The organism is Bacillus sp. CPT56D-587-MTF (assembly GCF_058792335.1).
On sequence record NZ_JBYTEF010000001.1, the window covers coordinates 1632622 to 1658825 of the forward strand.

At 34.0% G+C, this 26204-nt stretch carries 28 protein-coding genes and 1 pseudogene; 25 read left to right on the forward strand and 4 right to left on the reverse strand.

From position 1 onward, the window contains the following. The first annotated feature begins 164 nt into the window (after positions 1–164). From AC3WVZ_RS08475 to bcbE, 19 genes and pseudogenes are all read left to right on the forward strand, one after another. Positions 165–1166, forward strand: coding sequence for an LCP family protein (locus tag AC3WVZ_RS08475; RefSeq protein WP_002182662.1), 1002 nt, complete (start codon positions 165–167; stop codon positions 1164–1166). Positions 1167–1297: 131 nt separating this feature from the next. Then, complete coding sequence (locus tag AC3WVZ_RS08480; RefSeq protein WP_000971774.1) at positions 1298–1870, forward strand: IS1182 family transposase; 573 nt, start codon at positions 1298–1300, stop codon at positions 1868–1870. Between the two features lie 407 nt (positions 1871–2277). Continuing rightward, positions 2278–2564 (forward strand): annotated as a pseudogene (locus AC3WVZ_RS08485) (transposase); the annotation flags it as partial. Between the two features lie 15 nt (positions 2565–2579). Next, positions 2580–2759 carry a hypothetical protein gene (locus AC3WVZ_RS08490; RefSeq protein ID WP_425594313.1) on the forward strand — a complete coding sequence of 60 codons (180 nt, stop codon included), beginning with the start codon at positions 2580–2582 and terminating at the stop codon, positions 2757–2759. 161 nt (positions 2760–2920) lie between these two features. Then, the gene (locus AC3WVZ_RS08495; protein WP_001174873.1) at positions 2921–4168 is read left to right on the forward strand and encodes a hypothetical protein; all 1248 of its coding nucleotides are present in this window, start codon (positions 2921–2923) and stop codon (positions 4166–4168) included. Positions 4169–4180: 12 nt separating this feature from the next. Next, a complete protein-coding gene (locus tag AC3WVZ_RS08500; RefSeq protein WP_000036073.1) occupies positions 4181–4870 on the forward strand; it encodes a response regulator transcription factor in 690 nt (229 codons plus the stop codon). Next, positions 4867–6225, forward strand: coding sequence for a sensor histidine kinase (locus AC3WVZ_RS08505; protein WP_000824534.1), 1359 nt, complete (start codon positions 4867–4869; stop codon positions 6223–6225). Before AC3WVZ_RS08500 ends, AC3WVZ_RS08505 begins: the two co-directional genes overlap by 4 nt. A gap of 101 nt (positions 6226–6326) precedes the next feature. Then, positions 6327–7148, forward strand: coding sequence for a peptidoglycan-N-acetylglucosamine deacetylase (locus tag AC3WVZ_RS08510; RefSeq protein ID WP_000409484.1), 822 nt, complete (start codon positions 6327–6329; stop codon positions 7146–7148). Between the two features lie 14 nt (positions 7149–7162). Continuing rightward, complete coding sequence (locus tag AC3WVZ_RS08515; RefSeq protein ID WP_000873571.1) at positions 7163–7819, forward strand: YkyA family protein; 657 nt, start codon at positions 7163–7165, stop codon at positions 7817–7819. A 159-nt stretch (positions 7820–7978) separates the two neighbouring features. Next, complete coding sequence (locus AC3WVZ_RS08520; protein WP_000119510.1) at positions 7979–8659, forward strand: MgtC/SapB family protein; 681 nt, start codon at positions 7979–7981, stop codon at positions 8657–8659. Between the two features lie 96 nt (positions 8660–8755). Continuing rightward, positions 8756–9277, forward strand: a complete 522-nt coding sequence (locus AC3WVZ_RS08525) for a GNAT family N-acetyltransferase (protein ID WP_000511208.1) — start codon at positions 8756–8758, stop codon at positions 9275–9277. A gap of 297 nt (positions 9278–9574) precedes the next feature. Further along, the gene (locus AC3WVZ_RS08530) at positions 9575–11383 is read left to right on the forward strand and encodes an IucA/IucC family protein (RefSeq protein ID WP_001163352.1); all 1809 of its coding nucleotides are present in this window, start codon (positions 9575–9577) and stop codon (positions 11381–11383) included. A gap of 60 nt (positions 11384–11443) precedes the next feature. Next, positions 11444–13282: an IucA/IucC family protein gene (locus tag AC3WVZ_RS08535; RefSeq protein ID WP_233936279.1), complete on the forward strand. Its 1839-nt coding sequence runs from the start codon at positions 11444–11446 to the stop codon at positions 13280–13282. Then, positions 13269–14507: an AMP-binding protein gene (locus AC3WVZ_RS08540; RefSeq protein WP_233936280.1), complete on the forward strand. Its 1239-nt coding sequence runs from the start codon at positions 13269–13271 to the stop codon at positions 14505–14507. Before AC3WVZ_RS08535 ends, AC3WVZ_RS08540 begins: the two co-directional genes overlap by 14 nt. Continuing rightward, a complete protein-coding gene (gene asbD / locus AC3WVZ_RS08545) occupies positions 14504–14779 on the forward strand; it encodes a petrobactin biosynthesis protein AsbD (protein WP_001250560.1) in 276 nt (91 codons plus the stop codon). Before AC3WVZ_RS08540 ends, asbD begins: the two co-directional genes overlap by 4 nt. A 23-nt stretch (positions 14780–14802) precedes the next feature. Beyond that, positions 14803–15786 carry a DUF6005 family protein gene (locus AC3WVZ_RS08550; protein WP_000200729.1) on the forward strand — a complete coding sequence of 328 codons (984 nt, stop codon included), beginning with the start codon at positions 14803–14805 and terminating at the stop codon, positions 15784–15786. A gap of 37 nt (positions 15787–15823) precedes the next feature. Next, positions 15824–16666, forward strand: coding sequence for a sugar phosphate isomerase/epimerase family protein (locus AC3WVZ_RS08555; protein WP_000877687.1), 843 nt, complete (start codon positions 15824–15826; stop codon positions 16664–16666). 123 nt (positions 16667–16789) lie between these two features. Next, positions 16790–16996 carry an alpha/beta-type small acid-soluble spore protein gene (locus AC3WVZ_RS08560; protein WP_000113545.1) on the forward strand — a complete coding sequence of 69 codons (207 nt, stop codon included), beginning with the start codon at positions 16790–16792 and terminating at the stop codon, positions 16994–16996. 235 nt (positions 16997–17231) lie between these two features. Next, a complete protein-coding gene (gene bcbE, locus AC3WVZ_RS08565; RefSeq protein ID WP_002197672.1) occupies positions 17232–18461 on the forward strand; it encodes a bacillibactin exporter BcbE in 1230 nt (409 codons plus the stop codon). 53 nt (positions 18462–18514) lie between these two features. On the opposite strand, the gene AC3WVZ_RS08570 is transcribed toward bcbE, so the two are convergent. After that, the gene (locus tag AC3WVZ_RS08570; protein WP_001287303.1) at positions 18515–19129 is read right to left on the reverse strand and encodes a LysE/ArgO family amino acid transporter; all 615 of its coding nucleotides are present in this window, start codon (positions 19127–19129) and stop codon (positions 18515–18517) included. 118 nt (positions 19130–19247) lie between these two features. Between AC3WVZ_RS08570 and AC3WVZ_RS08575 the strand changes: the two genes are divergently transcribed. Together AC3WVZ_RS08575 and AC3WVZ_RS08580 are read left to right on the forward strand one after the other, a co-directional pair. Next, positions 19248–20690: an aminotransferase-like domain-containing protein gene (locus AC3WVZ_RS08575; protein WP_227077861.1), complete on the forward strand. Its 1443-nt coding sequence runs from the start codon at positions 19248–19250 to the stop codon at positions 20688–20690. 12 nt (positions 20691–20702) lie between these two features. Beyond that, positions 20703–20870 carry a DUF3933 family protein gene (locus tag AC3WVZ_RS08580; RefSeq protein WP_000816389.1) on the forward strand — a complete coding sequence of 56 codons (168 nt, stop codon included), beginning with the start codon at positions 20703–20705 and terminating at the stop codon, positions 20868–20870. Positions 20871–20982: 112 nt separating this feature from the next. Here AC3WVZ_RS08580 and AC3WVZ_RS08585 read toward each other — a convergent pair whose 3' ends face one another. Together AC3WVZ_RS08585 and AC3WVZ_RS08590 are read right to left on the reverse strand one after the other, a co-directional pair. After that, positions 20983–21948, reverse strand: a complete 966-nt coding sequence (locus AC3WVZ_RS08585; protein WP_000686807.1) for a patatin-like phospholipase family protein — start codon at positions 21946–21948, stop codon at positions 20983–20985. Positions 21949–22035: 87 nt separating this feature from the next. Beyond that, positions 22036–22176 (reverse strand): YjcZ family sporulation protein, encoded by a 141-nt coding sequence (locus AC3WVZ_RS08590; protein WP_000540419.1) that lies wholly within the window; start codon positions 22174–22176, stop codon positions 22036–22038. Between the two features lie 218 nt (positions 22177–22394). Between AC3WVZ_RS08590 and AC3WVZ_RS08595 the strand changes: the two genes are divergently transcribed. The 4 genes from AC3WVZ_RS08595 to AC3WVZ_RS08610 all read left to right on the forward strand — a co-directional run bounded on the left by AC3WVZ_RS08595 (position 22395) and on the right by AC3WVZ_RS08610 (position 25256). Continuing rightward, on the forward strand, positions 22395–23147 hold the full coding sequence (locus AC3WVZ_RS08595; RefSeq protein ID WP_001034843.1) for a YwqG family protein: 753 nt from the start codon (positions 22395–22397) through the stop codon (positions 23145–23147). 150 nt (positions 23148–23297) lie between these two features. Further along, on the forward strand, positions 23298–24458 hold the full coding sequence (locus AC3WVZ_RS08600) for a transglutaminase domain-containing protein (RefSeq protein WP_233936281.1): 1161 nt from the start codon (positions 23298–23300) through the stop codon (positions 24456–24458). A gap of 107 nt (positions 24459–24565) precedes the next feature. Further along, a complete protein-coding gene (locus AC3WVZ_RS08605; RefSeq protein ID WP_001048104.1) occupies positions 24566–24763 on the forward strand; it encodes a DUF4083 domain-containing protein in 198 nt (65 codons plus the stop codon). 31 nt (positions 24764–24794) lie between these two features. After that, positions 24795–25256, forward strand: coding sequence for an NUDIX hydrolase (locus tag AC3WVZ_RS08610; protein ID WP_000024992.1), 462 nt, complete (start codon positions 24795–24797; stop codon positions 25254–25256). A 49-nt stretch (positions 25257–25305) separates the two neighbouring features. Here the strand turns inward: AC3WVZ_RS08610 and nadE are convergent, their stop codons facing one another. After that, on the reverse strand, positions 25306–26124 hold the full coding sequence (gene nadE / locus AC3WVZ_RS08615) for an NAD(+) synthase (RefSeq protein WP_000174904.1): 819 nt from the start codon (positions 26122–26124) through the stop codon (positions 25306–25308). Between the last annotated feature and the right edge of the window lie 80 nt (positions 26125–26204).

Here is a 26204-nt window from a genome sequence, read left to right on the forward strand (position 1 = left end):
ATAGTGACTTGCCAAAAATAAGTACGAGAGTATAATGTGAAATGGAATACATATTGGGTTTTAGTAGTAACCTTACAAAATTGTAAGGTTACTGAAAGGAAATTCAATATGAAGATAAATAGACTTACATTATACTTGGTAAAGAGAAAGAGAGGCGAATGGGTATGAGCTCTGAATTAGAACAAAATACGAGAAGTAATAAAAAGCGTTCTAAAAGAAAGTCAATAAAATGGTTCATATTAATTCCATTTTTCCTACTTATTTTTGGAGGAGTAGGATATGGTTCGTTTATATATAATAAAGCAAAAGCTGTTGTAAATGATGCGTATGCGAAAATTGAAAAGTCATCAAAGCGTGATAAAGAAGTTGAACCTTTAAAGGATAATATTTCAATATTAATCATGGGTGTAGATGGAAGTGAAATGAGAAAAAGCCAATATGGCGAAGCAGTTCGAACAGATGCACTTTTATTAGCAACAATTAATAAAGATGATAAGTCTGTTAAGCTAGTAAGTATTCCACGTGATTCACGTGTTTATATTCCAACTAGAAAAAAATTAGATAAAATTACTCATGCTCACGTATTTGGTGGCGTAGAAAGCACACGCGATACGGTGGAAAGATTCTTAAATGTCCCTGTTGATTATTATGTGAAGTTTAACTTTGAATCATTCGTACAAATTGTCGATTCAATTGGTGGTATTGATATTGATGTACCAGTTACTTTCACTGAACAAGATAGTAAAGACCAAGCTGGTATGATCCATTTAGAAAAAGGTTACCAACATTTAAATGGAGAACAAGCACTTGCACTTGCAAGAACGCGTAAAATTGATAGTGACGCAATGCGTGGACAGAGACAGCAACTTGTAATAGAAGCAATTGCCAAAAAAGCGATGTCTGTTCAATCAATTAGCAAAATGGGCTCTTTACTAGATGCGGTTGATAAAAATATGAAAACGAACTTAACATTTGACGATATGCTTGCCATCACAAAAAATATGGCAGGATCTAATTTGGAAATGGAAAAATTGCAAATAGAAGGCACAGATAAACGTATCGGTGGTATTTATTATTACATTCCAAATGAAAAAAATGTAAAAGATATTTCAAAAAAATTAAATGATCATTTAGGTGTAACGCCAAAATCAGTCCGAAATGAATAATAAAAAAAGATTGGCTTTTGCCAATCTTTTTTTCAGGCTGTGGAGAAAGTCTTCTCCACAGCCTGTTTTTGTGTCTGAACCTCTTTTTATGTGTCAACACTGATAAAAAAGAGGAAAAGGAGAGATTTTTTATGATGGGTGCTTTAAAAAATCATCGTGATGAGCGTGTATCTGTTTCTGTAGAAGAGTTGGTTCCACAAGATCATTTCCTTCGTGCAATTGAAGCGACAATTAGTTTTGATTTTATTGAAGAGAAGTTACGCCCTTATTACTGTGAAAACAATGGACGCCCGTCCATTCATCCTATTGTTTTATTTAAGATGATGTTTATTGGATATTTTTACGGTATTCGTTCTGAGCGTCAATTGGAAAAGGAAATTAAAACGAATATTGCCTACCGTTGGTTTTTAGGGTTTTCTCTATCGGATACTATTCCGGATCACTCTACAATCAGTTGGAATCGTCGTACTCGTTTTATTCATACAAATATTTTCGAAGAAATTTTTGATGAGATTGTGAGACAAGCGACGGAGCACCGGATGGTAGGAGGACGTGCACTGATGACAGATTCTACACATATTAAGGCCAATGCCAATAAAAATAAATTTGTACATAAATATAAAAAAGAAAAAGCAAAGTTTTATATAGACGAGCTAGAAGCTGCGGTAATCGAAGATCGTGAGGTACATGGAAAAAAGAATTAAAACCTAGAAAGGAAAGTGATACCCCTACCAAAAAAACTCGTATAAGTACAACGGATCCAGATAGTGGATTTTTAATGAGAGATGGAAAACCAAATGGTTTTCATTTCTTGGATCATCGTACGACTGATGCGAAGTACAATATTATTACAGATACCTATGTAACGGCTGGAAATATGGCAGATTCCGAGCCGTATTTAGCACGCCTCCAAGCTCAGATTGATAAATTCGACTTCAAAGTAGAAGCTGTTGCCCTTGATGCTGGCTATTTTACAGGATATATCTGTAAGAAACTATCAGAACGGAATATATTTATGGTGATGGGGTATCGCCGATTTGGAAAACGGAATAAAGAAGTACCGAAAAGCCAATTTAAATATGTAGAAGAAATGAATGTTTTCGCTTGTCCGATGGGATGTATTCTAGAATATGTAACAACTGATCGTGAAGGATACCGTCAATACAAATCGAATCCAGAAGACTGCGCTGTTTGTCCGTTACGTGAGGTGTGCTTTTCAAAGAAACAAAAACAAAAAGTTATCACTCATCATGTGTGGGAGAAATATAAGGATATTGCTAGAAAAAACAAGCTAACAGCTACAGGGAAAAGGTTGTAAAAGTACGCTGTTCCACTATAGAGCGAAGCTTTGCAGACGCCAAAGAACTACATGGCTACCGCTATGCCCGGTTTCGAGGGCTGAAGTCTGTCCAAATGCAAGCTTATCTCACCGCAGCTTGTCAAAACATGAAAAAAATAGCCCTCCACCTGACCAAAAAGGGTCAGGTGGAGGGCTATTTTTTAAAATTCTATTATTTTATGTTGTTTTTATTCGCTAAAATCAAAAAAGATTCCAGAGTGTTGGGAACCCTAAAAGGTTTCCCAACACTCTGAAAAAAAGATTGGCTTTTGCCAATCTTTTTTTTGGAATGTATTTGTAACTTTTCTGTAACGATTTTTTAGTTTAGAAAAATTATACTCATATGTATGAGTATAATGGATAGGTAAAAAAGTAAAAGGACATATTCAAAATTTGTGGTAAGGAAAGATATCATATGCAGAAATGGTTAAGTATGATGGGAATTATCTTTATATTGACTGGATGTAAAATGTCTGAAGCTCCAACAAGTCTAATGGAAGCTCCTACAAATGAAAAATGGATTAATGAATTAAAGGAACAAATTGATAAAGATTTACCTGTTAATTATCGCTTACTTACTCCAATGTCTAATAGAGATAAACAGACGACATGGTCAATGAATTTCGAGCGAGATAATAAAAAAGAAGCTGTCATCGTATATAAAATACCTAATGAAGATTATCATATATATTTAGCCGTATATGAGAAGAAAAATAATGGATGGAATATGAAGTCAACCTATACATTTGATGGGGAAGAAGTAGATATTGTTGAGGTAGGAGATTTCACAGGGAGTGGGAAAAGGGAACTATTGATAGGAATAACTACCAATCGTGATTTATTAGAAAACACAATGTATGTTTTTTCCGATGAGAGTGACGATATAAAGGAATTTTATAGACAGAAGTATACAAAGTTATTTATAGATGATTTAAACAAAAATGGTTTTAAAGACATAAGCCTTGTTTCGCATATGAAAGATGAACAGTTGAAGGTTCAGTTCATTGAAAAGTTTAAGGTATTGTCAGAGGTTACATTTGATCCGTATATAAATAGTATTCAAAGAATACAAATGGGTCGTATTTCTAAATCATTAAAGGCAGTTGTAATCGATGCGGGAACAGGGGCTCATTCAGGTATAACTTATGTAGCAAAATTTGATCAGGATCATTATGAAGTATTACCTATGGATGGGAAAGAAGATTTATTTAATGAATATGTTGTAGAAAGTAAAGATGTTAATGAAGACGGCATTATTGAATTTGTTCGTACTGTACGCCCAAAAGGTTGGGAAGATAAATCACATGGTGATAGTCCGCTTTTCGAACGTTACATACAGTGGAGTGAATCTGGAATTAAACCAATTGAAGAACGATATATAGATATAGAAAAAGGGTATTATGTGAAAATCCCTAAAGAGTTAATAGGGAAAATTACAATACCAGATCAGCAAAAAGAATCAAATTCTCAAAAGTTTTTGGATACAAGAACAAATAAAATATGGCTTGAAGTTCATATTTTTAAGCGGAAAGAATGGTTCAATATAAAAGGCTACAGCGCAGCAATTAAAACGGCTTCTCACGTATATGCAGTACCGAAGCAATCGGAATTTGAAAAAGTGAAAGCATATATAAAACCGCTAGCGGATTATCAACAAGAGTAGGGGGTGGGAATTATGTCAAAAATTTTAGTTTTAGAAGATGAATTAACGATCCGTAGCTTTATTGTTTTAAATTTAAAACGTGCTGGATTTTATGTAATAGAAGCTACTACTGGAGAAGAAGCGTTACAGATTTTGAGTGAACAAACTGTTGATATAGCACTGCTGGATGTAATGTTACCGGGGATTGATGGTTTAGAGGTTTGTAAGGCTATCAGGAAAGAAAATAAAAAAATGGGTATTATTATGTTAACCGCACGTGTACAAGATGAAGATAAGGTGCAAGGACTAGGAATGGGTGCGGATGATTATATTGCAAAACCGTTTAGTCCAGTAGTATTAACTGCACGTATACAGTCTTTATTAAGAAGAATAGAAGTACATGAAGAAAAAACGAATATTGTTACGTCAGGTCCATTTTCGTTAAATATTATAGAAGAAAGATTGTATAAAGATGGACAATTAGTCGATTTAACACCTACAGAGTATATGATATTACAGTATTTAATGAATCAGGCTTCAAAGCCAGTTTCGCGTGATGAAATTTTAAATATGATTTGGGGAACCAATTACGTAGGTGAGACGAAAGTAGTAGATGTAAATATGAGACGGTTACGTCAAAAGATAGAATGTAATCCATCAGAACCTGAATTTATTCTTACGGTGTGGGGAAAAGGATATGTGTGGAAGGAAAGTATGAGATGAAACGGAAAGTGACTTTATATTTTATGACGGTCATTACACTTATGCTTGTATTATTTGAAGTTGTATTTTCAGTCTCAATTTATCGATACTATTATAATGGTATTGTGCAATATATAGAGTCTCATGCGAAAACGAGTACACGTTTTTTTTCAGAATACAATTCACTATACTTTATTCGATTACAAGAATATAGTGGTGACATAATTAGTAGCTTTCAATTAGAAGGAACAGAATTACAGTTAATCGATCGTCACGGCTCGGTTATACAATCTTCAAGTGGTGAAAAGGTAGAAGGTAAAGTGAATATTCCACAATCATTATTAGAAGGTGAAATGTATAATCAAGTTACTACGAAAGGTAATAAAAAACAACTAGAGGTGCTAAGCCCACTTATACATCAAGGACAAACTATTGGTGTTTTAAAATATACGACTGTTTTAACAAATGTAAATAAAAAGATTATTGAAATTATTACGTTTACTATTTCTGTAGGTATTGTTATTTCGGGAGTCGTCTTCTTAATTAGTAGACGTTTGGCAAATTCATTTGTTGAGCCAATTGAATCCATTATTCAAGCCTCTTCACAAATTGCAGAAGGCACATTAAAGCAAAAAATTAAAGAAGATTATCCTGGAGAATTAGGTGACTTGGCACATAGTTTAAATTATATGGCCTATAAAATAGATAAGGCTGAGCAGATGAAAAATGAATTCATTGCTTCTATTTCGCACGAAATACGAACGCCTTTAACAGGAATTAAAGGTTGGAGTGAGACGTTAAAAACAGTAGATCATTTAACAGAAGAAGAAATAAAGCAAGGTATGGGCATTATTTCAGGTGAGACAGATAGATTGATTCATTTAGTAGAAGAATTGCTAGATTTTTCAAGATTACAATCAAATCATTTTAATTTATATAAACAAAAGGTTCAATTGTACGATATACTAGAGGAGACGATTTGGCAATTAACTCCTAAATCGGAAGAGAAGGAAATTCAATTTATTACTACTATAGACCGAATTGAATTGATGGGAGATCGAAATAGGCTAAAGCAAGTTTTCTTGAATATTGTTCAAAATGCAATTAAGTATTCACATAAAAAAAGCACAATACACATTGAAGCGACTAAAATAGAAGGACAAGCAGTGATTAAGGTAAGAGACGAAGGGATTGGAATTGCTAAAGAACATTTACCATATATTGAGCAATCATTTTACCAAATTAATAATCATGCTGCAGGTGCAGGTATTGGTTTAGCTATCGTTAAAAAAATGGTGGAGCTTCATGGCGGTGCGCTTAGTGTTACAAGTAAAGAAGGAATAGGAACAACAATTTTGATAAAACTCCCATTATAATACAAATAAAATCTATTTATATGGTGAAATAAAAATAAATAGATGTATAATTATATTGGGCGATTTATATATAAGATTAATAGGGAGAGGAATTCGATAGAATGGAAAAAGCTTTAAAAATTAAACAAATAGTAGTCGTTTTAATAGCGATTGCCGCAGTAGCTATTGGGTATTACATGTTTCAATCAATTACTTCACCAGCAAAAGCTGTTGCGAAACAAGAAAATGTAGTGCAGCTTGCAAGTGAACAGCCGAAAGTTGAAATGAATAAAACGGCACCAAGTCGTTTTAATGGAAAAGAAAGAAAAGTTGCTTATCTTACATTTGACGATGGGCCAGGGAAATATACGGCTGAATTATTAAATACGCTAAAACAACATGATGCGAAGGCGACGTTCTTTTTAATTGGAGCGAATGTAAAAGAATTTCCTGATTTAGTGAAACGTGAAAATGCTGAGGGTCATTATGTAGGCATGCATAGTATGACACATAATTTCGCAAAGTTATATAAAAATGGCGAGTATGTAAATGAGATGAAAGAAGATCAAGGTTTAATCGCTAATATTATTGGGAAATCACCTAAATTAACACGTCCTCCATATGGTTCGATGCCTGGATTGAATGAAGGTCTCCGAAATAAAGTGGTAGAAGGCGGATTTAAAGTATGGGATTGGACAATTGATTCATTAGATTGGAGATACAATAAAATGCCAGTTGATGCAGCTGCAGCACAAATTGCTCAAAACGTATTAACAAACGCAACAAAACCACAAGAAGTAATTTTAATGCATGATATTCACCCGCAATCAGTTGCTGCTGTGCCAGCAATTTTAAAGGGGCTAAAAGAAAAAGGTTATGAGTTTGAAGCTTATCATGAAGAGAGTCACTTCCCAGTGAACTTCTGGCATGATAACCGTATGTAATGGAGGAATGAACGTTGAAGTATGGAAAAGTAGCAGTAGTTGGAGCATTATCAGTAGGACTTTTAACAGGTTGTTTCGGTGAAAAGCCAGAAGAAAATCTATATACAGCTTTTGAAACAGCAGCAACACAAGAAAAATCTTTAGTGGATGAAGCAAAAAAATTAGAGCAGTTAGAGAAACAAGGGCAAGAATTATATGCTCAAATTTTGCAAGAAGGTAAAGAACATAATGAAGCAGTTGTGAAGAAAATAGAGCAAGCTACTGCAAATGTAGATGATCGTGAAAAAGTATTGAAAAGTGAGAAAGAAATGCTAGAAAAAGCACAGAAGGAAACGAAATCTGTTCAAAGTAATATAGAGAAGATTGAAGATAAGAAGTTACAAAAACAAGCAAAAGCAGTAGAAGAGTCGTATAAGAATCGTTATGATGCATTCCAAAAGATGAATGAAAATTACACGAAAGTGTTAGCGACTGAAAAAGAACTGTATGAAAAATTAAAAGTAAAAGAAACGAAATTAAAAGAAATCGGTGAAAAAGTTAAAACTGTTAATGAATTAAATGTGGAAGCACAAAAGTCGAAAGAGCAGTTTAACAAATTTACAAAAGAGTATAATGACAGTAAATTAGCATTCTACAAAGGTGCAGAAATTAAGATTAAAGATCAGAAATAAAGAAGAATCTAAAGTGTAATAAAAAGCCGGAGAAACATCGTTATAAATGTTTTTTCGGTTTTTTACGTTAAATGAATAGAAAAGACTGGAATTGATATCATAAAAGAGTTATAGTGAGTTATTCTAAGGGAAACATTGTAAAGTAAGGAGAATAGGAATATGTCATATGAATTTTTACTCAAATTAGGTTTAGCACTCTTTTTAGGATTATTCATCGGGATAGATAGGCAGCTAAAGAATAAACCACTTGGTGTGAAAACAAGTATGGTTATTTCTGTAGCAAGTTGTTTAATTACGATGGTTTCAATTGAATCTGTGCATGTATATTCTGTTCCAGGACATACAAATATGGATCCGATGCGACTGGCCGCTCAAATTGTTAGTGGAATTGGTTTTCTTGGCGCAGGTGTCATTTTACGAAGAAGTAATGACGTTATTTCTGGATTAACAACAGCTTCTATGGTGTGGGCTGCTTCAGCTTTAGGAATCGCAATTGGTGCGGGATTTTATTTACAAGCGACAGTTGCTATGGTTTTAATTATTTTAGCGATTAATGTACTTCCGCAACTTGTGAAAATTGCAGGACCGTATTCATTAAGACAAAAGGATTTATCTATAAAAATTACTGTTAAAGAGCATCATGAGTTAGATGGTATATTTAAGCAAATTAAAAATTTAGGCATGCATGTGAAACGCGTGAAAATTAAAGATATAGATAGTGGAGCATTTCAGCAACTAGAGATGGTTATTTTAGCTCCAGAAGATTTATATACAACAGAATTATATAGTTCCCTGAAAGAGATTGATCGAGTAGTTTCAGTTGAAGTGGAAAGTAGATAATTGTGATAAAAAAGAGTGAAGTGAATTCACTCTTTTTTATTTGGATTTTTAAGGAATGAAATTGATATAATGATGAGTAATAAAGGGGGAGAAATGATGGGAATACATATTAGAAGAGCAATAAAGGATGATATACAAGGTATAGCAAAGGTGCATGTCGATAGTTGGAAAGCAACGTATAAAGGGATATTTGCTGACGAAATTCTAGATAATATAGCATATGAGAAACGAGAAAAACAATGGGAAGATATTTTTCAAAAAGAGGGTAATCATCAATTTAGATTTGTAGCAGAGAATTTAAATGGAGAAATAGTTGGATTCATCGATGGGGGAGTAGAAAGAACTGGTACATATAATTGTGATGGAGAATTATATGCAATCTACCTTTTACAAGAGTATCAAGGAATGAAAATAGGACAAAAGTTATTTCAAGCTTTATTATCGGATTGTATAAATAATGATATGCAATCACTTTTAGTTTGGGTTGTTACGAATAATCCTTCTAAAAAGTTTTATGAAAAATTTAACCCAGAAAAAATTGATACAAAATTTTTAGAGCGATTACAGGTAGAAGAGACAGCATATTGCTGGAGAGATATAAATAATATTATTATGTAAATTTTATGTTTGAAAGAGGTATACCAATTAAGGTATACCTCTTTTGTTTAAACATTTTGGATAGATTACTAATGAAAAATAGTAAGTATGTAGTTTGAAACTGAGTATTTTTTTGTGTATTTTTAACTAGATTAAAGAAAAGAGGGAAAACAATAAAAATTAAAGCAGATAAAAAAATTCTGAAATATACTATTGAATTGAATATCATTATCAATTAGAATCATAGTTGATAACGATATTCAATTATCAATTGTAATATGAAATTCTCATAGCGTTAATATAAAGAGGAGGACCAACATGCAGCATGCGAAACAAATCGCAGAACATGCAACATTACAAAGCTTTTTAAACTGTTATTTAAGAGAAACAGGGAGTGGAGAATGGATTACAGAGGATGAAAGAATGAAGAGTATCTTCAGTAATACGTTGAATAGAGATACAGTCCCCACATATTTATGTTGTCGGCTATCGGCACAGAACGTTACTTTGTATGGAGAAGTTATATATAAATCATCAACAGATCGCCATTTGTTTGGAGAACAATTTTATTATCAAATTGGAGATAGTAATTCTGTTATTACAGCAGATTATGTTACAGTTATTACATTTTTAATAAAAGAGATGTCTATCAACTACGGAGAAGGAACGAATCCTGCGGAACTTATGCTTCGAGTCATTCGTAGTTGTCAAAATATTGAGGAATTTACAAAAGAGAGAATAGAAGATACATCCGCATTATACGGTTTCCATACAACTTTTATAGAAGCGGAGCAGTCTTTATTATTTGGGCATTTAACTCATCCTACACCAAAGAGTAGACAGGGGATATTGGATTGGAAAAGTGCAATGTATTCTCCAGAATTAAAAGGAGAATGTCAGCTTCATTATTTTCGGGCACATAAAAGTATAGTAAATGAAAAATCATTATTATCAGATTCTACAACAATGATTATAAAAGAAGAATTAAGTAATGATGAGATGGTTAGTAAGGAATTTATAGCGAAGTACTGTAAGGAAGATCAATATGCATTAATTCCAATTCATCCGCTTCAGGCAGAATGGCTCTTGCATCAAGCTTACGTACAAGATTGGATAGTTCAAGAATTGCTTGAGTATATTGGTCCTGTAGGTAAGTATTATATGGCAACATCATCACTAAGGACGCTATATCATCCCAATTCGAAGTATATGCTTAAGTTTTCATTTCCGGTGAAAGTAACGAATTCAATGCGTATTAATAAACTGAAAGAACTTGAGAGTGGTCTTGAAGGGAAGGAAATGTTAAATACGGCTATTGGTGAAGTACGAGAAAGATTTCCAGGATTTGATTTTATTTGTGATCCAGCCTTTATTACATTAAATTATGGAACACAAGAATCTGGATTTGAAGTGATTATTCGTGAGAATCCTTTTTATAGTGAACATGCAAACGACGCAACATTAATTGCTGGGCTAGTTCAAGACGCTATACCTGGGGAGCGTACGCGGTTATCGAATATTATTCATCGCCTAGCAGATTTAGAAAGTAAAAGCTGTGAAGAAGTAAGCTTAGAGTGGTTTAGACGATATATGAATATTTCTTTAAAGCCAATGGTATGGATGTATTTACAGTATGGTGTTGCATTAGAAGCTCATCAGCAAAATAGCGTTGTTCAGCTAAAAGATGGTTATCCGATCAAATATTATTTCCGTGATAATCAAGGATTTTATTTCTGTAATTCAATGAAAGAGATGCTTAATAATGAATTAGCTGGTATTGGAGAACGTACTGGAAATTTATATGACGACTATATTGTGGATGAGAGATTTCGTTACTACTTAATTTTCAATCATATGTTTGGCCTCATTAATGGTTTTGGCACAGCAGGATTAATTAAGGAGGAAATTCTTCTCTCGGAATTAAGGTCTGTACTTGAATCATTTCTTCCATATAACCGGGAACCTTCTACATTTTTAAGAGAATTATTGGACGAAGATAAGTTAGCGTGTAAAGCAAATTTACTAACGAGATTTTTCGATGTCGATGAGTTAAGTAATCCATTGGAGCAAGCTATTTATGTGCAAGTACATAATCCACTAGTTAGAGAAGTGGCTGTTCGTTCATAAATAACGTTAAAATTTCACGTAATACAAATAATGGTATTTTGTCATAAGGTGGAGGGTTTTATGAGAGTGGACATGTATCATACGAAAGTATTGAAGGCGCTCGAATCAGAAGATTACATTTCAGTACGAAGAAGAGTGCTACGTCAATTAGTAGAATCGTTAATTTATGAGGGGATTATTACACCGGTTCGCATAGAAAAAGAAGAACAACTTCTTTTTCTAATACAAGGACTTGATGAAGAAGACAAAAGTGTCACGTACAAATGCTATGGCAGGGAACGGATGACATTTGGACGTATTTCTTTAGACTCATTAATAGTAAGAGTCCAAGATGAACAGCAAGAAATACAGTCTGTCTCGCAATTTCTAGAAGAAGTTTTTCGGGTTACTAGTGTAGAACAAGCTAAATTAGATTCTTTTATGCACGAATTAGAACAAACAATATTTAAAGACACGATTGCACAATATGAAAGAAATAATAAGAGAGAATATACTCAAAAATCTTACGATGAGTTTGAAAGCCAATTAATAGATGGCCATCCATATCATCCTAGTTATAAAGCACGTGTTGGATTTCAATATCGTGACAATTTTCAATATGGTTATGAATTTATGCAGCCAATAAAACTCATATGGATTGCAGCACATAAGAATTATGCGACTGTAGGTTATGAGAATGAAGTGATGTATAACAACATTTTAAAAGAGGAGATTGGCGATCGTAAATTAGAAGAGTTTATGGAACGAATTCGTAATAAGGGATGTAATCCAAAACAGTACGTGTTTATACCTGTTCACCCATGGCAGTGGGAGAATTTCATCATTTCAAATTATGCGGATCATATACAGGGTAAATTTATTATTTATTTAGGAACATCAGAGGACGATTATTGCGCGCAACAGTCAATGAGAACGTTAAGAAATATTAAGAGTCCAAAGAAACCGTACGTTAAATTATCGATGAATTTACTCAACACTTCAACACTTCGTACGCTGAAACCATACTCTGTTGTAAGTGCACCAGTAATATCAAATTGGTTAAATGATGTTGTAAGTAATGACGCCTATTTAATGGATGAAGCACGTTTAATCTTGTTAAGTGAGTTTTCAAGTGTAACGTATGACATGAATAAGAAAGCTATATATGGTTCATTAGGATGTATTTGGCGCGAAAGCGTTCACAAGTATTTAGATGCACAAGAGGCTGCAATTCCTTTTAATGGTTTATACGCTAAAGAGAAAGATGGTACACCAATTATTGATGCGTGGTTGAATAAATATGGAATGAAGGATTGGCTACAATTACTTATTCAAAAAGCGATAATACCAGTTATACATCTTGTTGTAGAGCATGGCATCGCACTGGAATCACATGGACAAAATATGATTCTAGTCCATAAAGAAGGGGTGCCTGTTCGTATTGCGTTAAAGGATTTTCATGAAGGGCTTGAGTTTTATCGTCCATATTTGAAAGAAGTTGACAAATGTCCCGACTTTACTAAAATGCATAAAACATATGCGAATGGAAAAATGAATGATTTCTTTGAAATGGATCGCATTGAATGTTTGCAAGAGATGGTGTTAGATGCACTATTTCTGTTTAATTTAGGAGAATTAGCATTCGTACTTGCGGATGAGTATGGATTGAAAGAAGAACATTTTTGGATGATGGTTGTTGAAGAAATTGAAAATCATTTAAGAATATATCCACATTTGAAAGGTAGATTTGAAAATATTCAATTATATGCACCTACATTCTATGCTGAACAATTAACGAAACGTCGATTATATATGGATGTGGAATCGCTTGTTCATGAAGTTCCAAATCCATTGTATAGAGTAAGACAACTTATGAAACAAAAATCAGCTGTTACAGGGGGAAATTATGCTAATCGTTAATAAACAAGAGTATAGCAAAAGTGATTTTGAATTGAGATTACAAGTTTATGAGGAAATGGAACAATTTCAAAAAGCAGAAGGAAATAGATTTGCACTTTGTCTGAAAGATCCATTCGATATTATTACGCTTGTGTTTTTCTTAAAAGAAAAGAAATCATCAGTATTACTTATACATGAAGATACGCCAAAAGAAACGGCTATTGAAATGGCAAAGCGTGCAAATTGTGTAGGGATTTTATATGGAGAATATGGCGATTTTACAAAATTAGAAGTAGGGAACTTTTTACTAGAAGAGCCTTCTTTATTGCAATATAGTTCGGGAACTACGGGAGAACCGAAACTGATTCGTAGAGCATGGACGGAAGTTGATACAGAAATTACTGCCTATAATGAAGCTTTAAATTGTGAAGTAGATGAAGTGCCAATCGTTATGGCTCCTGTTTCACATTCATACGGACTAATATGTGGTACGTTATCAGCAATTACGAGGGGGAGCAAGCCTGTAATCATTACGAACAAAAATCCTAAATTCGCATTAAATATAGTTCGCAATACAGAAAAACATATTATATATGCAGTACCACTTATGTTACACATTATGGGGAGTTTTCCATTAGGAACGTTCCAGTTTCATAAAATTATGACATCAGGATCGCCTTTGCCAGAAGCACTATTTTATAAACTAAAAAAAATGACAACATATATGATGCAGCAATACGGTTGTTCTGAAGCAGGTTGTATTAGTATATGTCATAATATGAAAAGCCATTTAGATTTAGGAAACTCTCTACCTCATGCAAGTATAAGCATAGGTTCAGATGAAAATGCACCGGAAGAAATCGTCGTGAAAATGAATGATAAGGAAATTTTCACGAAGGATTTAGGGTATAAATCTGAGCGTGGCATTCATTTTATGGGGCGTATGGACGATGTAATTAATGTCTCAGGATTAAAAGTCTTTCCTATAGAGGTAGAAGAAACGATGCTTCGATTGGAAGGTGTGCAAGAGGCAATTGTATATCGGGGGAAACATCCTGTGATGGGCGAAATAGTTAAAGCGAAAGTGATCTCTCATGTTGATCCAGTGAAAATAAGAGAATGGTGTATTCAGCACTTACCTTCTTATAAAGTTCCGCATGAAATTGAAAGTGTAAATGAAATTCCTAAAAAAAAAACTGGAAAAGTAAGTAGAAAGTTACTAGAGATGGGAGAGGTTACAACATGAGACGGGAAGCGTTAAAGAATGCCGTGTTAAAAATTATGATAGAAAAAATGGAACTGAAAAATGTAACGCATTTAGAAGAAACGATGCGCTTAAATCAAGATTTATATATAGATTCGGTAATGATGTTACAGCTTATTGTATACATAGAAATGGATGTAAAGCTATGCGTTCCAGAGGATGAGGTAGACCCAAAGGCATTTCTTACTGTAGGATCTTTGCTTGATTTTATGGAAGAGTTAGAGCCGTTACAGGAAGTAAATGTGAATAACTAACCTTTAGGAAAGTGGATGAGAGTATGACTTCAATTAAAGTGCACTGTTTAGTGAGTTGTTTTTGTGAAATTATAAAAAGGCGTAGCGACATTGATTTTCGTCCATTTTATTTTGGACTATGGGATGGAGATTTTGATATAACACAAGGCGGAATTATTTCATATCACTCTGAAAACATTAACCATGATCATTATTTACTTTGGTTTGAAAAATTGTACGGTATTAAAGTAAACGAATGGTATGATCATGCAAAAGATAAAGATAGCAATGTAGAAACGTTTTTAGAATTAGTAGAAAACAAGCCGGAAAATCGTTATGTCATTGTAATGGTTGATATGTCTCTATTACCAGAGAGGGAAAATAAATTTCATCAAAAACCGTTTCCACATTATTTAATGATATCAAAAACAGAGAAAGAAGAAGAGTGGTTCATGCTAGATCCTGATTTTCGTTGGGAAGGAAATATGGAAAGAGAAAAAGTACTTCACTCTATTCAAGATAACCCATTTGGTGGAGGTTATTTCATTGATATAGAAGGAATTGGGGAGCCAACGCAAGAAACAGTAGCTAGTTATTTCACAGAAACATTCAAAAAGAACGACAATGAACTGACTATGGAACTGAAAAATTTAATTGTAAAAATGGCAAATGAGGAAGAAGGATATGCGCTTTCTGGACTTGTAGCAGCAGTAAAACAAATACCAGTACTTGCAATTCGTAAATATAGTTATGAGCATGCCTTTGCATACTTCCGTGAAACGTTGCAATATTCGGAGCAAGAATTTGATTATTGGTGTGATCGGGTAGAGGATATTGTACAAGGATTTACAAATGTACAGTATCGTGCAATTAAAATGGCAATGACGAATAATAAAGGTATGCTAGTATCGATTATTGAAAAACTGGATGAAATGAATGCAATTGAACTGCAAATTAAGAAGGAATTAGAGAGACAGTTTCTATCATGGAAAGGTATGAAAACAAATCAATCTGTCGCAACTCTTTAATAAGCTAACTGAATTTAAGATAGGGGAGTTTAATACTATGAAATATTCGCTATGTACCATTTCATTTCGTCATCAATTAATTTCATTTACTGATATTGTTCAATTTGCATATGAAAACGGTTTTGAAGGAATTGAATTATGGGGGACGCATGCACAAAATTTGTACATGCAAGAACGTGAAACGACAGAACGAGAATTGAATTTTCTAAAGGATAAAAACTTAGAAATTACGATGATAAGTGATTACTTAGATATATCATTATCAGCAGATTTTGAAAAAACGATAGAGAAAAGTGAACAACTTGTAGTACTAGCTAATTGGTTTAATACGAATAAAATTCGCACGTTTGCTGGGCAAAAAGGGAGCAAGGACTTCTCGGAACAAGAGAGAAAAGAGTATGTGAAGCGAATACGTAAGATTTGTGATGTGTTTGCTCAGAACAATATGTATGTGCTGTTAGAAACACATCCCAATACACTAACGGACACATTGCCTTCTACTATAGAGTTATTAGAAGAAGTAAACCATCCGAATTTAAAAATAAATCTTGATTTTCTTCATATATGGGAGTCTGGCGCAGATCCAATAGACAGTTTCCATCGATTAAAGCCGTGGACACTACATTACCATTTTAAGAATATATCTTCAGCGGATTATTTGCATGTGTTTGAACCTAATAATGTATATGCTGCAGCAGGAAGTCGTATAGGTATGGTTCCGTTATTTGAAGGTATTGTAAATTATGATGAGATTATTCAGGAAGTGAGAAATACGGATCTTTTTGCTTCCTTAGAATGGTTTGGACATAATTCAAAAGAGATATTAAAAGAAGAAATGAAAGTATTAATAAATAGAAAATTAGAAGTAGTAACTTCGTAATGTGAAATGATGTGAGAGTCTCGTTTAGAGGCTCTTTTTTATGGTAAAAAAATAACCAAAAATTTCCATGTATTTTAATTTGAATTTAACACAATTTATATATAAATAAGGAGGTGATTGGTAATGGCTAGAAATCGTAATTCTAATCAATTAGCATCACATGGAGCACAAGCAGCTTTAGATCAAATGAAGTATGAAATTGCACAAGAGTTCGGTGTACAACTTGGAGCTGATACTTCTTCACGTGCAAACGGTTCTGTAGGCGGTGAAATCACAAAACGCCTAGTAGCGATGGCAGAACAACAGCTTGGTGGCGGATATACTCGCTAAATGTATAAGGTTATAGGAGAAAGGAAGGATTCTTCCTTTCTTTTTTTTTCAATTAATTGGTATGGATATATAGTGAACAGAATTCAAAGAATAGAAGTAATACTATATTTTACCCAATTTCTTTTGTTGTGAATGGGAAGTATTAAAGATGTAATAGCCCTGGTGGAATGAAAATTATGTTCCAGCAGGGCTATTATATGGTAAGAAATATATGATGAAAGGTTCCGAAATCAACATGTTAAAAAAAGAAAACTGTTGTTTAATTGCGCTTGCATCAGTTCCACTTGTCATGACATTAGGGAATTCAATGCTCATTCCAATCTTGCCGACAATTGAAAAGAAATTACATATTTCATCGTTTCAAGTATCCATGATTATTACAATTTACTCTATCGTAGCCATTTTACTTATACCGATTGCTGGTTATTTATCAGATAGATGGGGACGAAAGATGGTAATGGTTCCGAGTTTGCTGATTGCGGCTATAGGAGGAGCTATAACTGGTTGGGTATCTTGGAAAGTTGATAATCCCTACACTTGGATATTAATCGGTAGAGCGATTCAAGGTATTGGTGCTGCTGGGGCAATGCCGGTTGTTATACCGTGTGTTGGTGATTTATACAAAGACGAAAAACAAGTTAGTACAGGCCTGGGAATTATTGAGACATCCAATACATTTGGAAAAGTGCTGAGCCCTATTTTAGGATCTGCTCTTGCTGCCATTGTATGGTTCTTACCATTTTGGGCGATTCCAGTTTTATGTGTCATATCAATTGTTTTGTTGCTTGTTCTAGTAAAGGCAAAGAAACAAGAAGGAGAAGTACCACCACTTAAAGAGTTTATAAAATCTATTCTGTCTACGTTTCGAGAAAAAGGAAGATGGTTAATTGCCATTTTTGCATTAGGTGCAATTATTATGCTTATTTTATTCGGAATTCTCTTTTATTTGTCGACTATACTGGAATCAAAGTATGACATTCATGGTATATGGAAAGGGTGTGTGCTTGCTATCCCGTTACTTGTACTGTCACTTAGTTCATATATGGCCGGTAAAAAAATTGGAGATAATCAAAATGTTATGAAGAAGTGTATTTATATTGGTTTTTTAATGGCAGCTGCATCAGTCATCATTCCTTTATTTATAAAAGGGATTTATTTACTACTTCTTTGTCTCGTTATTATGGGGATAGGGATTGGTATGGCACTCCCATGTTTAGATGCCCTCATTACACAAGGAATTGAAAAGGAGCAAAGGGGAACGGTTACGTCATTTTATAGTTCAATGCGATTTATCGGTGTAGCAGCTGGACCACCTTTATATTCTTTTTTCATGAAAGGGGCGGACCATGAAGTGTTTTATTTGACAAGTATTTTCGCTGCCATTGGTGCTATCATAGCAATCATTTGGATTAAACCAGCAAAGGATGCAAAGACGGTAAAACAGAAACCAGAGCCTACTTCATAATTTGTAAGAGAATTGCATGATGTTTTGAGTAACATGCAATTCTCTTTCGTTCATTAAGAATAAATAACTTGTTTTAACATATAAAGCGCGACACCCCATATGATGAGACCAGAAAATTTATTTAATAATAAAATTGTCTTTCCGGTTGAGTCTAGTCTTTTTAGAAATTTCCCCGCTAACGCTAAGCTTATAAACCAAATCCAAGAAACGATAATAGTTGCAAGTGTGAAAGCCCATTTTTCACTTCCTATGTATTGAATAGAATTTGTTCCAATTACACCGATTGTGTCTAAAATAGCATGTGGATTTAATAACGAAACGGATGCTGCGAAAAGGATTTGCTTTTTTAAGGGCATACTTTTTTCTTGTTTTACATCGTTGGAAGGGTTACTTCTCCAAATAACAAAGCCCATGTATAGGAGAAAGAAAAATCCAATTATATATAACGAGTTAGTTAGCCAAGAAAAAGTAAGGAGTACAAGGGAGACACCTTGCACTGCAATCAATATGAGTAACGTATCACATATAGAGGCAGTTAATACTACAGGGGCTGCCCTCCAAATGTTTGGTTGGCTCGCACCTTGGTTAAAGACAAAAACATTTTGTACACCTAATGGAATGATAAGTCCAAATGCAAGAATGATACCATGAATAATTGCTTCACTCATCATATTACCTCCTATTTTAATTCATTATGATAGTGTATATTGTATAGAAGAAATGAAAATTTGTATCCATCCATATGGTTGGGGAGGTTACCAACCAAAAAGAATATAAGGTGATATAATGGAAAGATTCGTTTGGAAACCGAATATGTCTCTAGCGACTCCTCTGTATAAACAAATAGAAACGTATATAAAAGAAAGGATCGTTAATGGAGAATGGACCGTTGGAACGAAATTACCTTCACAAAGAGATTTGGCCCATACATTTGGTGTGAATCGAAGCACAATTGTAATGGCTTTCGATGAACTAGTTGCAAAGGGGTACATAGAAGGGAATGGCAGGAAAGGAACAATTGTTGTAAATAATAATGAGAATGCTTCAACTTACGCACCCCCGCCTAATTGGCAGTCTTATGTAGAAACAGGACTTCATTATCCGAATCTCCCAGCTATTCAGGAGATTAATCAAGCTGAATTTTATCCACATGTAATTCGATTAGGAACAGGTGAGCTCGCGCCGAGTCTCTTACCTGAGAAAAAGATGAAAGAAATTATGAATAAGCTTTTAAAGTCAAATGTGAAGCTTGGGTATGAAGAGCCGAAAGGAAATTTTTATTTAAGGGAAAAGATTTCCGAATACTTAAAGGGGCATGGTATATGTGTATCTCCTGACTCTATATTAATTGTTTCAGGAGCAATTCAAGCGCTGCAACTTATCTCTATGGGGCTTCTTCCAAAAGGGGCATCCATCTTATTAGAGAAACCATCCTATTTATACTCGCTTAATGTTTTTCAATCCGCAGGAATGCGTTTCATTGGAATACCAATGGATGAGAACGGTTTAAATACATCATATATTACAAAATATAAGAAGCAATTTAATGCATCTATTTTATATACAATCCCGTCTTTTCATAATCCAACGAACTTTAGTATGAATGCGAAGAAACGAATAGAAGTGATGGAAATATGTAATGAAATTGGATTACCTATTATAGAGGACGCAGTGTATCAAGACTTATGGTTTGATGCACCTTGTTCGAAACCTTTAAAAGCCTATGATAAAAATGAAATCGTACTACATATTGGAAGCATGTCCAAAGTAATTAGTCCAGGGTTAAGAATTGGATGGATTGTTGGACCTGAGCCAGTAATTCAAAGATTGTCAGACATAAAAATGCAAACAGATTATGGTTCAAGCACTATATCTCAGAAAATTGCAGCAGAGTGGTTTACAAATGGTCTATATGATGAGCATTTGCGCTTTGTAAGAAGTGAATTGAAAAAACGAAGAGATTTTATGTTACTAATGTTAGATAAATATCTTCGTGAAATAGCAACTTGGCATGAACCAACAGGGGGATTTTATATATGGGTACATATAAAAGTACCCATTTCATATCGCAGTTTATTTGATAAAGCTCTGCAAGAAAAGGTTTTATTAAACCCAGGTACTTTATATGATAGAAGTGCAAATCAATTTTTGCGCCTATCGTATTCATACGCAACGTTAGAAGAAATTGAAATAGGTATAAAAAAACTTGCACAACTAATGAAAAAGTAAGAGGAGAAAGTAATGAAACAATATGTAATTTGCCAAATGATCAATGGAGAAAAATATTTAGCTGCTTATGCAGAGACGAAGCAAGAAGCGATTGAAAAAGCAGAACTGTTAGGATTAAGAACGGGAAATCGTTACATAGTTATTACTGCAGAGGAAGCCGAAGGGTTAACGTATCCTTAAACAATGTACGAGATTATATAATAATAAATAAGTCTAGTAATATAAGAAATTACTAGGCTTATTTATTATTAAGTTGTTAAACGTTCTCGTATTTATACGCAAAGTAATAATATTATGAGTCAAGTTGACGAAAAAATCGATTTGTCTTTCGATCTTGATTTCCTTTTCTATATTCATCGATATATTGCCTAAAGTTCCAAGCTTGTAAAAATTTATTAGCAGAGTTATAACCAGAATTGTAAAGCCATTCTTTTTCTTCCTTTGTCAGTTCAAAATTAGTACTTGTAATCGTTCCTGTTGGAATTGTAATCGTTCTTGCTTTTGATTCCTTATCTAAATGACGTAAATCATGAGCTTGCATCATTGTTTTAAATAGTCCTTTGAACATGGAAATAGGCTCGTTATAGTGAGCAGGATCAGCTTGAATCTCATCTTTTACAAAATGAAATCCGAAAGTCGGCCAGCGAGGAGCGGTAGGTGAATCGAAGATCCAAATTGGATAATTACTTAGAATTCCTCCATCAACCATATAACAAGGCTGTTTCCATTTTGGAGTTCTCCATTTTACCGGTTCAAAGAAGAAGGGGATTGTACTACTCATTCTTACCGCTTTAGCGATAGAGAAGCGATAATTTAAAAATCCGTAGTTTGGTAAGTCGTCAGGAAAGACAACCATTTTACCATTACTAATATCAGAGGCGATGATTTTGAGTTTGTTTAGATCCGGTAAATCAGTAAATAAATGAACACCTTTTTTTCGAAGTAATTCTTCAATCCATTCTTCTATAAATACATTAGAATATATACCTAGAGTAGTCCATGCACTGAGTCCCTTGCCGATAAAAGGAATTCTATCAATAAAGGTTCTTTTCGTAAATTTATTATAATCAATATCAGTTATAATCGTTTTTAACTCTGAACAAGAATATCCTGCCGCTAGGAGCGCTGCAATAATCGAACCAGCCGATGTACCAGCTACACGTTCCCATTCATAACCTTTTTCGGCTAACGCGCAAATTGCCCCGACATGCGCAATACCGCGCACACCGCCTCCTTCAAAAACACCATCAATCTTCATTAAACATACTTCCTTTCGAATGAAAGATTTAGAAATGGCAAAAAAGCACGTATTGTACGTGCTTTTTTACAATAGTTTTTTAGTTTACTAGCAGCCTACAAAGCCGCCCCAACAGCTAGCTCCGATGATGATTAGAAGGATAAATAAAACGATTAATAAAGCGAAACCTCCGTAACCACAACCGCCGCCACCGTATCCGTAACCACAGCAACTATATCCGTAACCCATGTGGAATTCCTCCTTATATTTAAAAATGAACGAGGGGAAAATGTACTGGAAGAACTAAAGAATTATCATGTTTGTAGGAACAATGTATAGTATGCTTTTTTAAACTTGTTCGCGTACGAAGGATAAGCCCGTTTTTGGGAGGCTTGTTGATTTTGTAAAGAATGAAGTATAATCTTTGTACTATGATATAAATAAGTATGTAAATGTAAGGAGAATTTATGAATAAAAAAATTGAAGTATTAATTGATAAATATGAACTAACACACTTGAAAGAAGAACTTATTAATACTGTATTTCCTTGTATAAAAGTTGTGCCAAAGCAGCAGGGAACTGTTGCGATAGGTAGTTCGAAAATGGGAGGAGTTCCTGATCTACCAGCTTTATTTGAATATCCAAAGCATAAAGGAAATCCACTACAATTTATCGCGCAATTTAACTTAAGTGATTTACAAAACGTTGGTATGGATCACAATCTTCCTAAGACGGGGATGCTGTATTTCTTTTGCATTGAAAATTATTTTGAAGAAAATGTGAATCTAACAGAAGCTGGGCGTGTACTTTATTATGATGTTCCTGTAGAGCAATTACGAAGAGAAAATGAAATACAAGCGAAATATAACCAGTGTGCAATTACTTTTGAACTGACATACAAATTACCAGAACTTTTCATTGAAGATGAGGCTGATTCAGATCGTTTCTTGCAATTACTTGAAGAGCTAATTCCAGATAACTACGATAACCATCAAATGTTTGGTGAGCCATTCTCTGTACAAGAAGAAGTGTTATATGAGACAGGAGAATATATGGGAGTAGACCCGCAGCAAATGACTCTTTTATTCCAAATTGATTCAGATCATAAAAATTGTAATATGGTTTGGGGAGAACTAGGGATGCTATATTTCTGTATTAATAATGAAGATTTGAAAAATCAACGTTTTGAAAATACATGCTGTGTATTACAAACATGCTAATGAAAAAAGGTTGTTCTTTTAAAAAGAACAACCTTTTTATGTGAATTAGTTAATATGCATAATCTCATATGACCTATACGAAAAAGTATTGTATACTCTGAAACTATACGATACTTTTTCGTATAGTTATAGAATATAAGGAGTGACAAGATGGGAAAGACAAGTAAGTATGTGACAGCTGCCGCACTTTGTTCAACTATAGTAATGGGAGGCTTACAAGCATCATCTGTATCTTATGCAGCTACAAATCCGACTACAGTGACAGCACAATCAGATGTAAAGTTATTAGATGATTTCAGAAAAGAATTAAAAAAACAGATTGATAATCGAGAAGAAAATATTACAATCACATATAAAACAAAAGATAGAAATGCTAGAAATATTATGGATCAATTGTATGGTGAGTTTAATAAAATTGTAGATGCTGATGAGTATGTAAAATATAATGTAGCGTCTACTAGATATTCTATTAAAGGAATGCCAGGGGACTATACGTTTACACTGCAAGTAAAATACCGTGAATCAAAAGAACAAACTCAATATGTAAAAGCTCAGGCGAAATCAATTGTTGGATCAATTGTAAAACCAGGGATGGATGAGCATGAGAAAGTAAAAGCTATTCACGATTACGTTGTTAAGCATGTGTCTTATGATACGTCTTATCAAGCGTATACAGCATATGAAGCATTAGCGAATCGTTCTGCCGTTTGCCAAGGATATACATTATTAACGTATGAGTTGTTAAAAGAGGCAGGTATTCAAAATCATATTGTAACAGGCACAGGAAATGGACAAGCTCACGCGTGGAATTTAGTGAACATTGAAAACAAATGGTATCACCTAGATACTACATTTGATGATCCAGTACCAGATAAAGCAGGGCGTGTAACTTACTCATATTTTAATATGTCTGACGAACAGTTAAGTAAAGATCATGAATGGAATCGTAGCAAATATCCAGCGGCAACTACAAGTTATTTTGGTGAATTAACAAATAAAATAAAAGCTGGTAGCTCAAAGACTGTCGTATATGAGCAGATGTTAAAAGAAACAAATTTACAATACTTATCTGCAGAATACGGAGCAGAAAATTATAATGAATTTAAGCAAAAGTTGCAGCAACAGTTTGCAGCCAAACCAGAAAAAGTAGAAGTACGATATAAGCAGTCCATGGATGGGACGATGCAAGATATAAAGAAAGTATTAAATGAAATAAATTGGCCAAAAGGTGCAAAGCGTGTGTCTTATCAAGTAGCGCCTTATAGTGCATTGGCTGGTTATTCATTGGCGACAATTACATTTACGTATTAAGCAATGAGAAAGAGCATCTGTAAAAGATGCTCTTTTTATATTTGTTGATCACTTTAAAATATTGGGAATTATGTGATAAAATAAAAAGGAGAGGATGTGAATGCTGAATGAACTTGTTCGAAAGTAATATTTTCACATTGATATATACTTGTTTAGTAATCGGACTTATCGTTTTGTTTTTCATATCATTTACTTTGTTTATTAGAAGAGTATTACAAAGCAGCGTTGCAAAGAAACACCACGTGATTAATATGAACCAGAAGCTAGATCGAATCATTGAATTGCTTGAAAAAGATAAAAAATAGCGATAGAAGAAGTATGAAAAGGGGAAAGAGAATGGCGAATTATATAAAAGAATTACGTGAAAAAGTAGGACATGATTATGTTTTCTTAAACTTTGCCGGTGGTTGTGTATTTAATAAAGATGGAGAAGTATTACTGCAAAAAAGAGGAGACTTTAACGCTTGGGGATTTCCAGGTGGTGCAATGGAGATAGGAGAATCAGCTGCGGAAACTGCAATCCGGGAAATAAAAGAAGAAACCGGGTATGATGTAGAAATAAATGAGCTTATTGGAGTGTATACAAAATATTTTCAATCATATCCAAATGGAGACAAGGCCCAGTCAATTGTGATGTTCTTTTCATTCTCAATAGTTGGAGGTGACAAAAAAGTAGATGGTGATGAAACGTTGGATTTGAAGTTTTTCCCGTTAGACGACATGCCACCGTTATTTTGTAAACAACATGAAGATTGCTTGCAAGATTTATTGGAGAAAAGAGTAGGGGTATATCGTTAACATATAAAAAAGAAGCTAAATGAAGATTAGCTTCTTTTTTATGTTTTATTTATTTCCACCAATCATCAAACATTGACGCTGGTACTTGTCTTTTATGCTCACTCACTGTGTAACGTTTTTCAATTTTCTCTGCAACGTCAGCTGGAACTGCTTTACCTTCTAAATAATCATCTAATTGATCATAAGTAATACCTAACTCTGTTTCGTCAGCTTGACCTGGTTTTTCATCTAATAAATCAGCTGTTGGCATTTTTAAGTAAAGTCGCTCGTCTGCACCTAACTCTTGTAATAATGCACGTCCTTGGCGCTTCGTTAATCCCGTTAATGGTAATAAATCTGCACCACCATCTCCGAATTTTGTAAAGAACCCTGTTACAGCTTCTGCAGCGTGATCTGTTCCGATAACAAGTAACCCTTTTTGTCCACCAATTGCATATTGAGTAACCATACGGATACGTGCTTTCACGTTACCTTTATTAAAATCTGTTAATGACTCACCCAATAAGTTTTCATATTGATTTGAAAAAGCATCAACAGTTGAAGCAATATCAAATGCAACAGATTGATCTGCTTGAATGAATTGTAATGCTAATTGTGCATCATCTTCATCTTTTTGTACTTTATAAGGAAGACGCACGGCGATAAACGTTACATTACCACCTTCGTTACGAATTTCTTCAACTGCAAGTTGTGCTAAGCGTCCTGCTAATGTAGAGTCTTGGCCGCCGCTAATACCAAGTACAAATCCTTTTGCGCCTGTTTTTTTTACATAATCCTTTAAGAAATCAACTCGTTTACGAATTTCAACTTTTGGATCAATTACAGGCTGAACATGTAATGCTTTCATAATCTGTTCTTGTAATGTCATTATGTTTTCCTCCTATTCATATTAAAGCGGTAAATAAGTTTATATGTATAATGGTACATACTTCTATCCTTTATTATTTC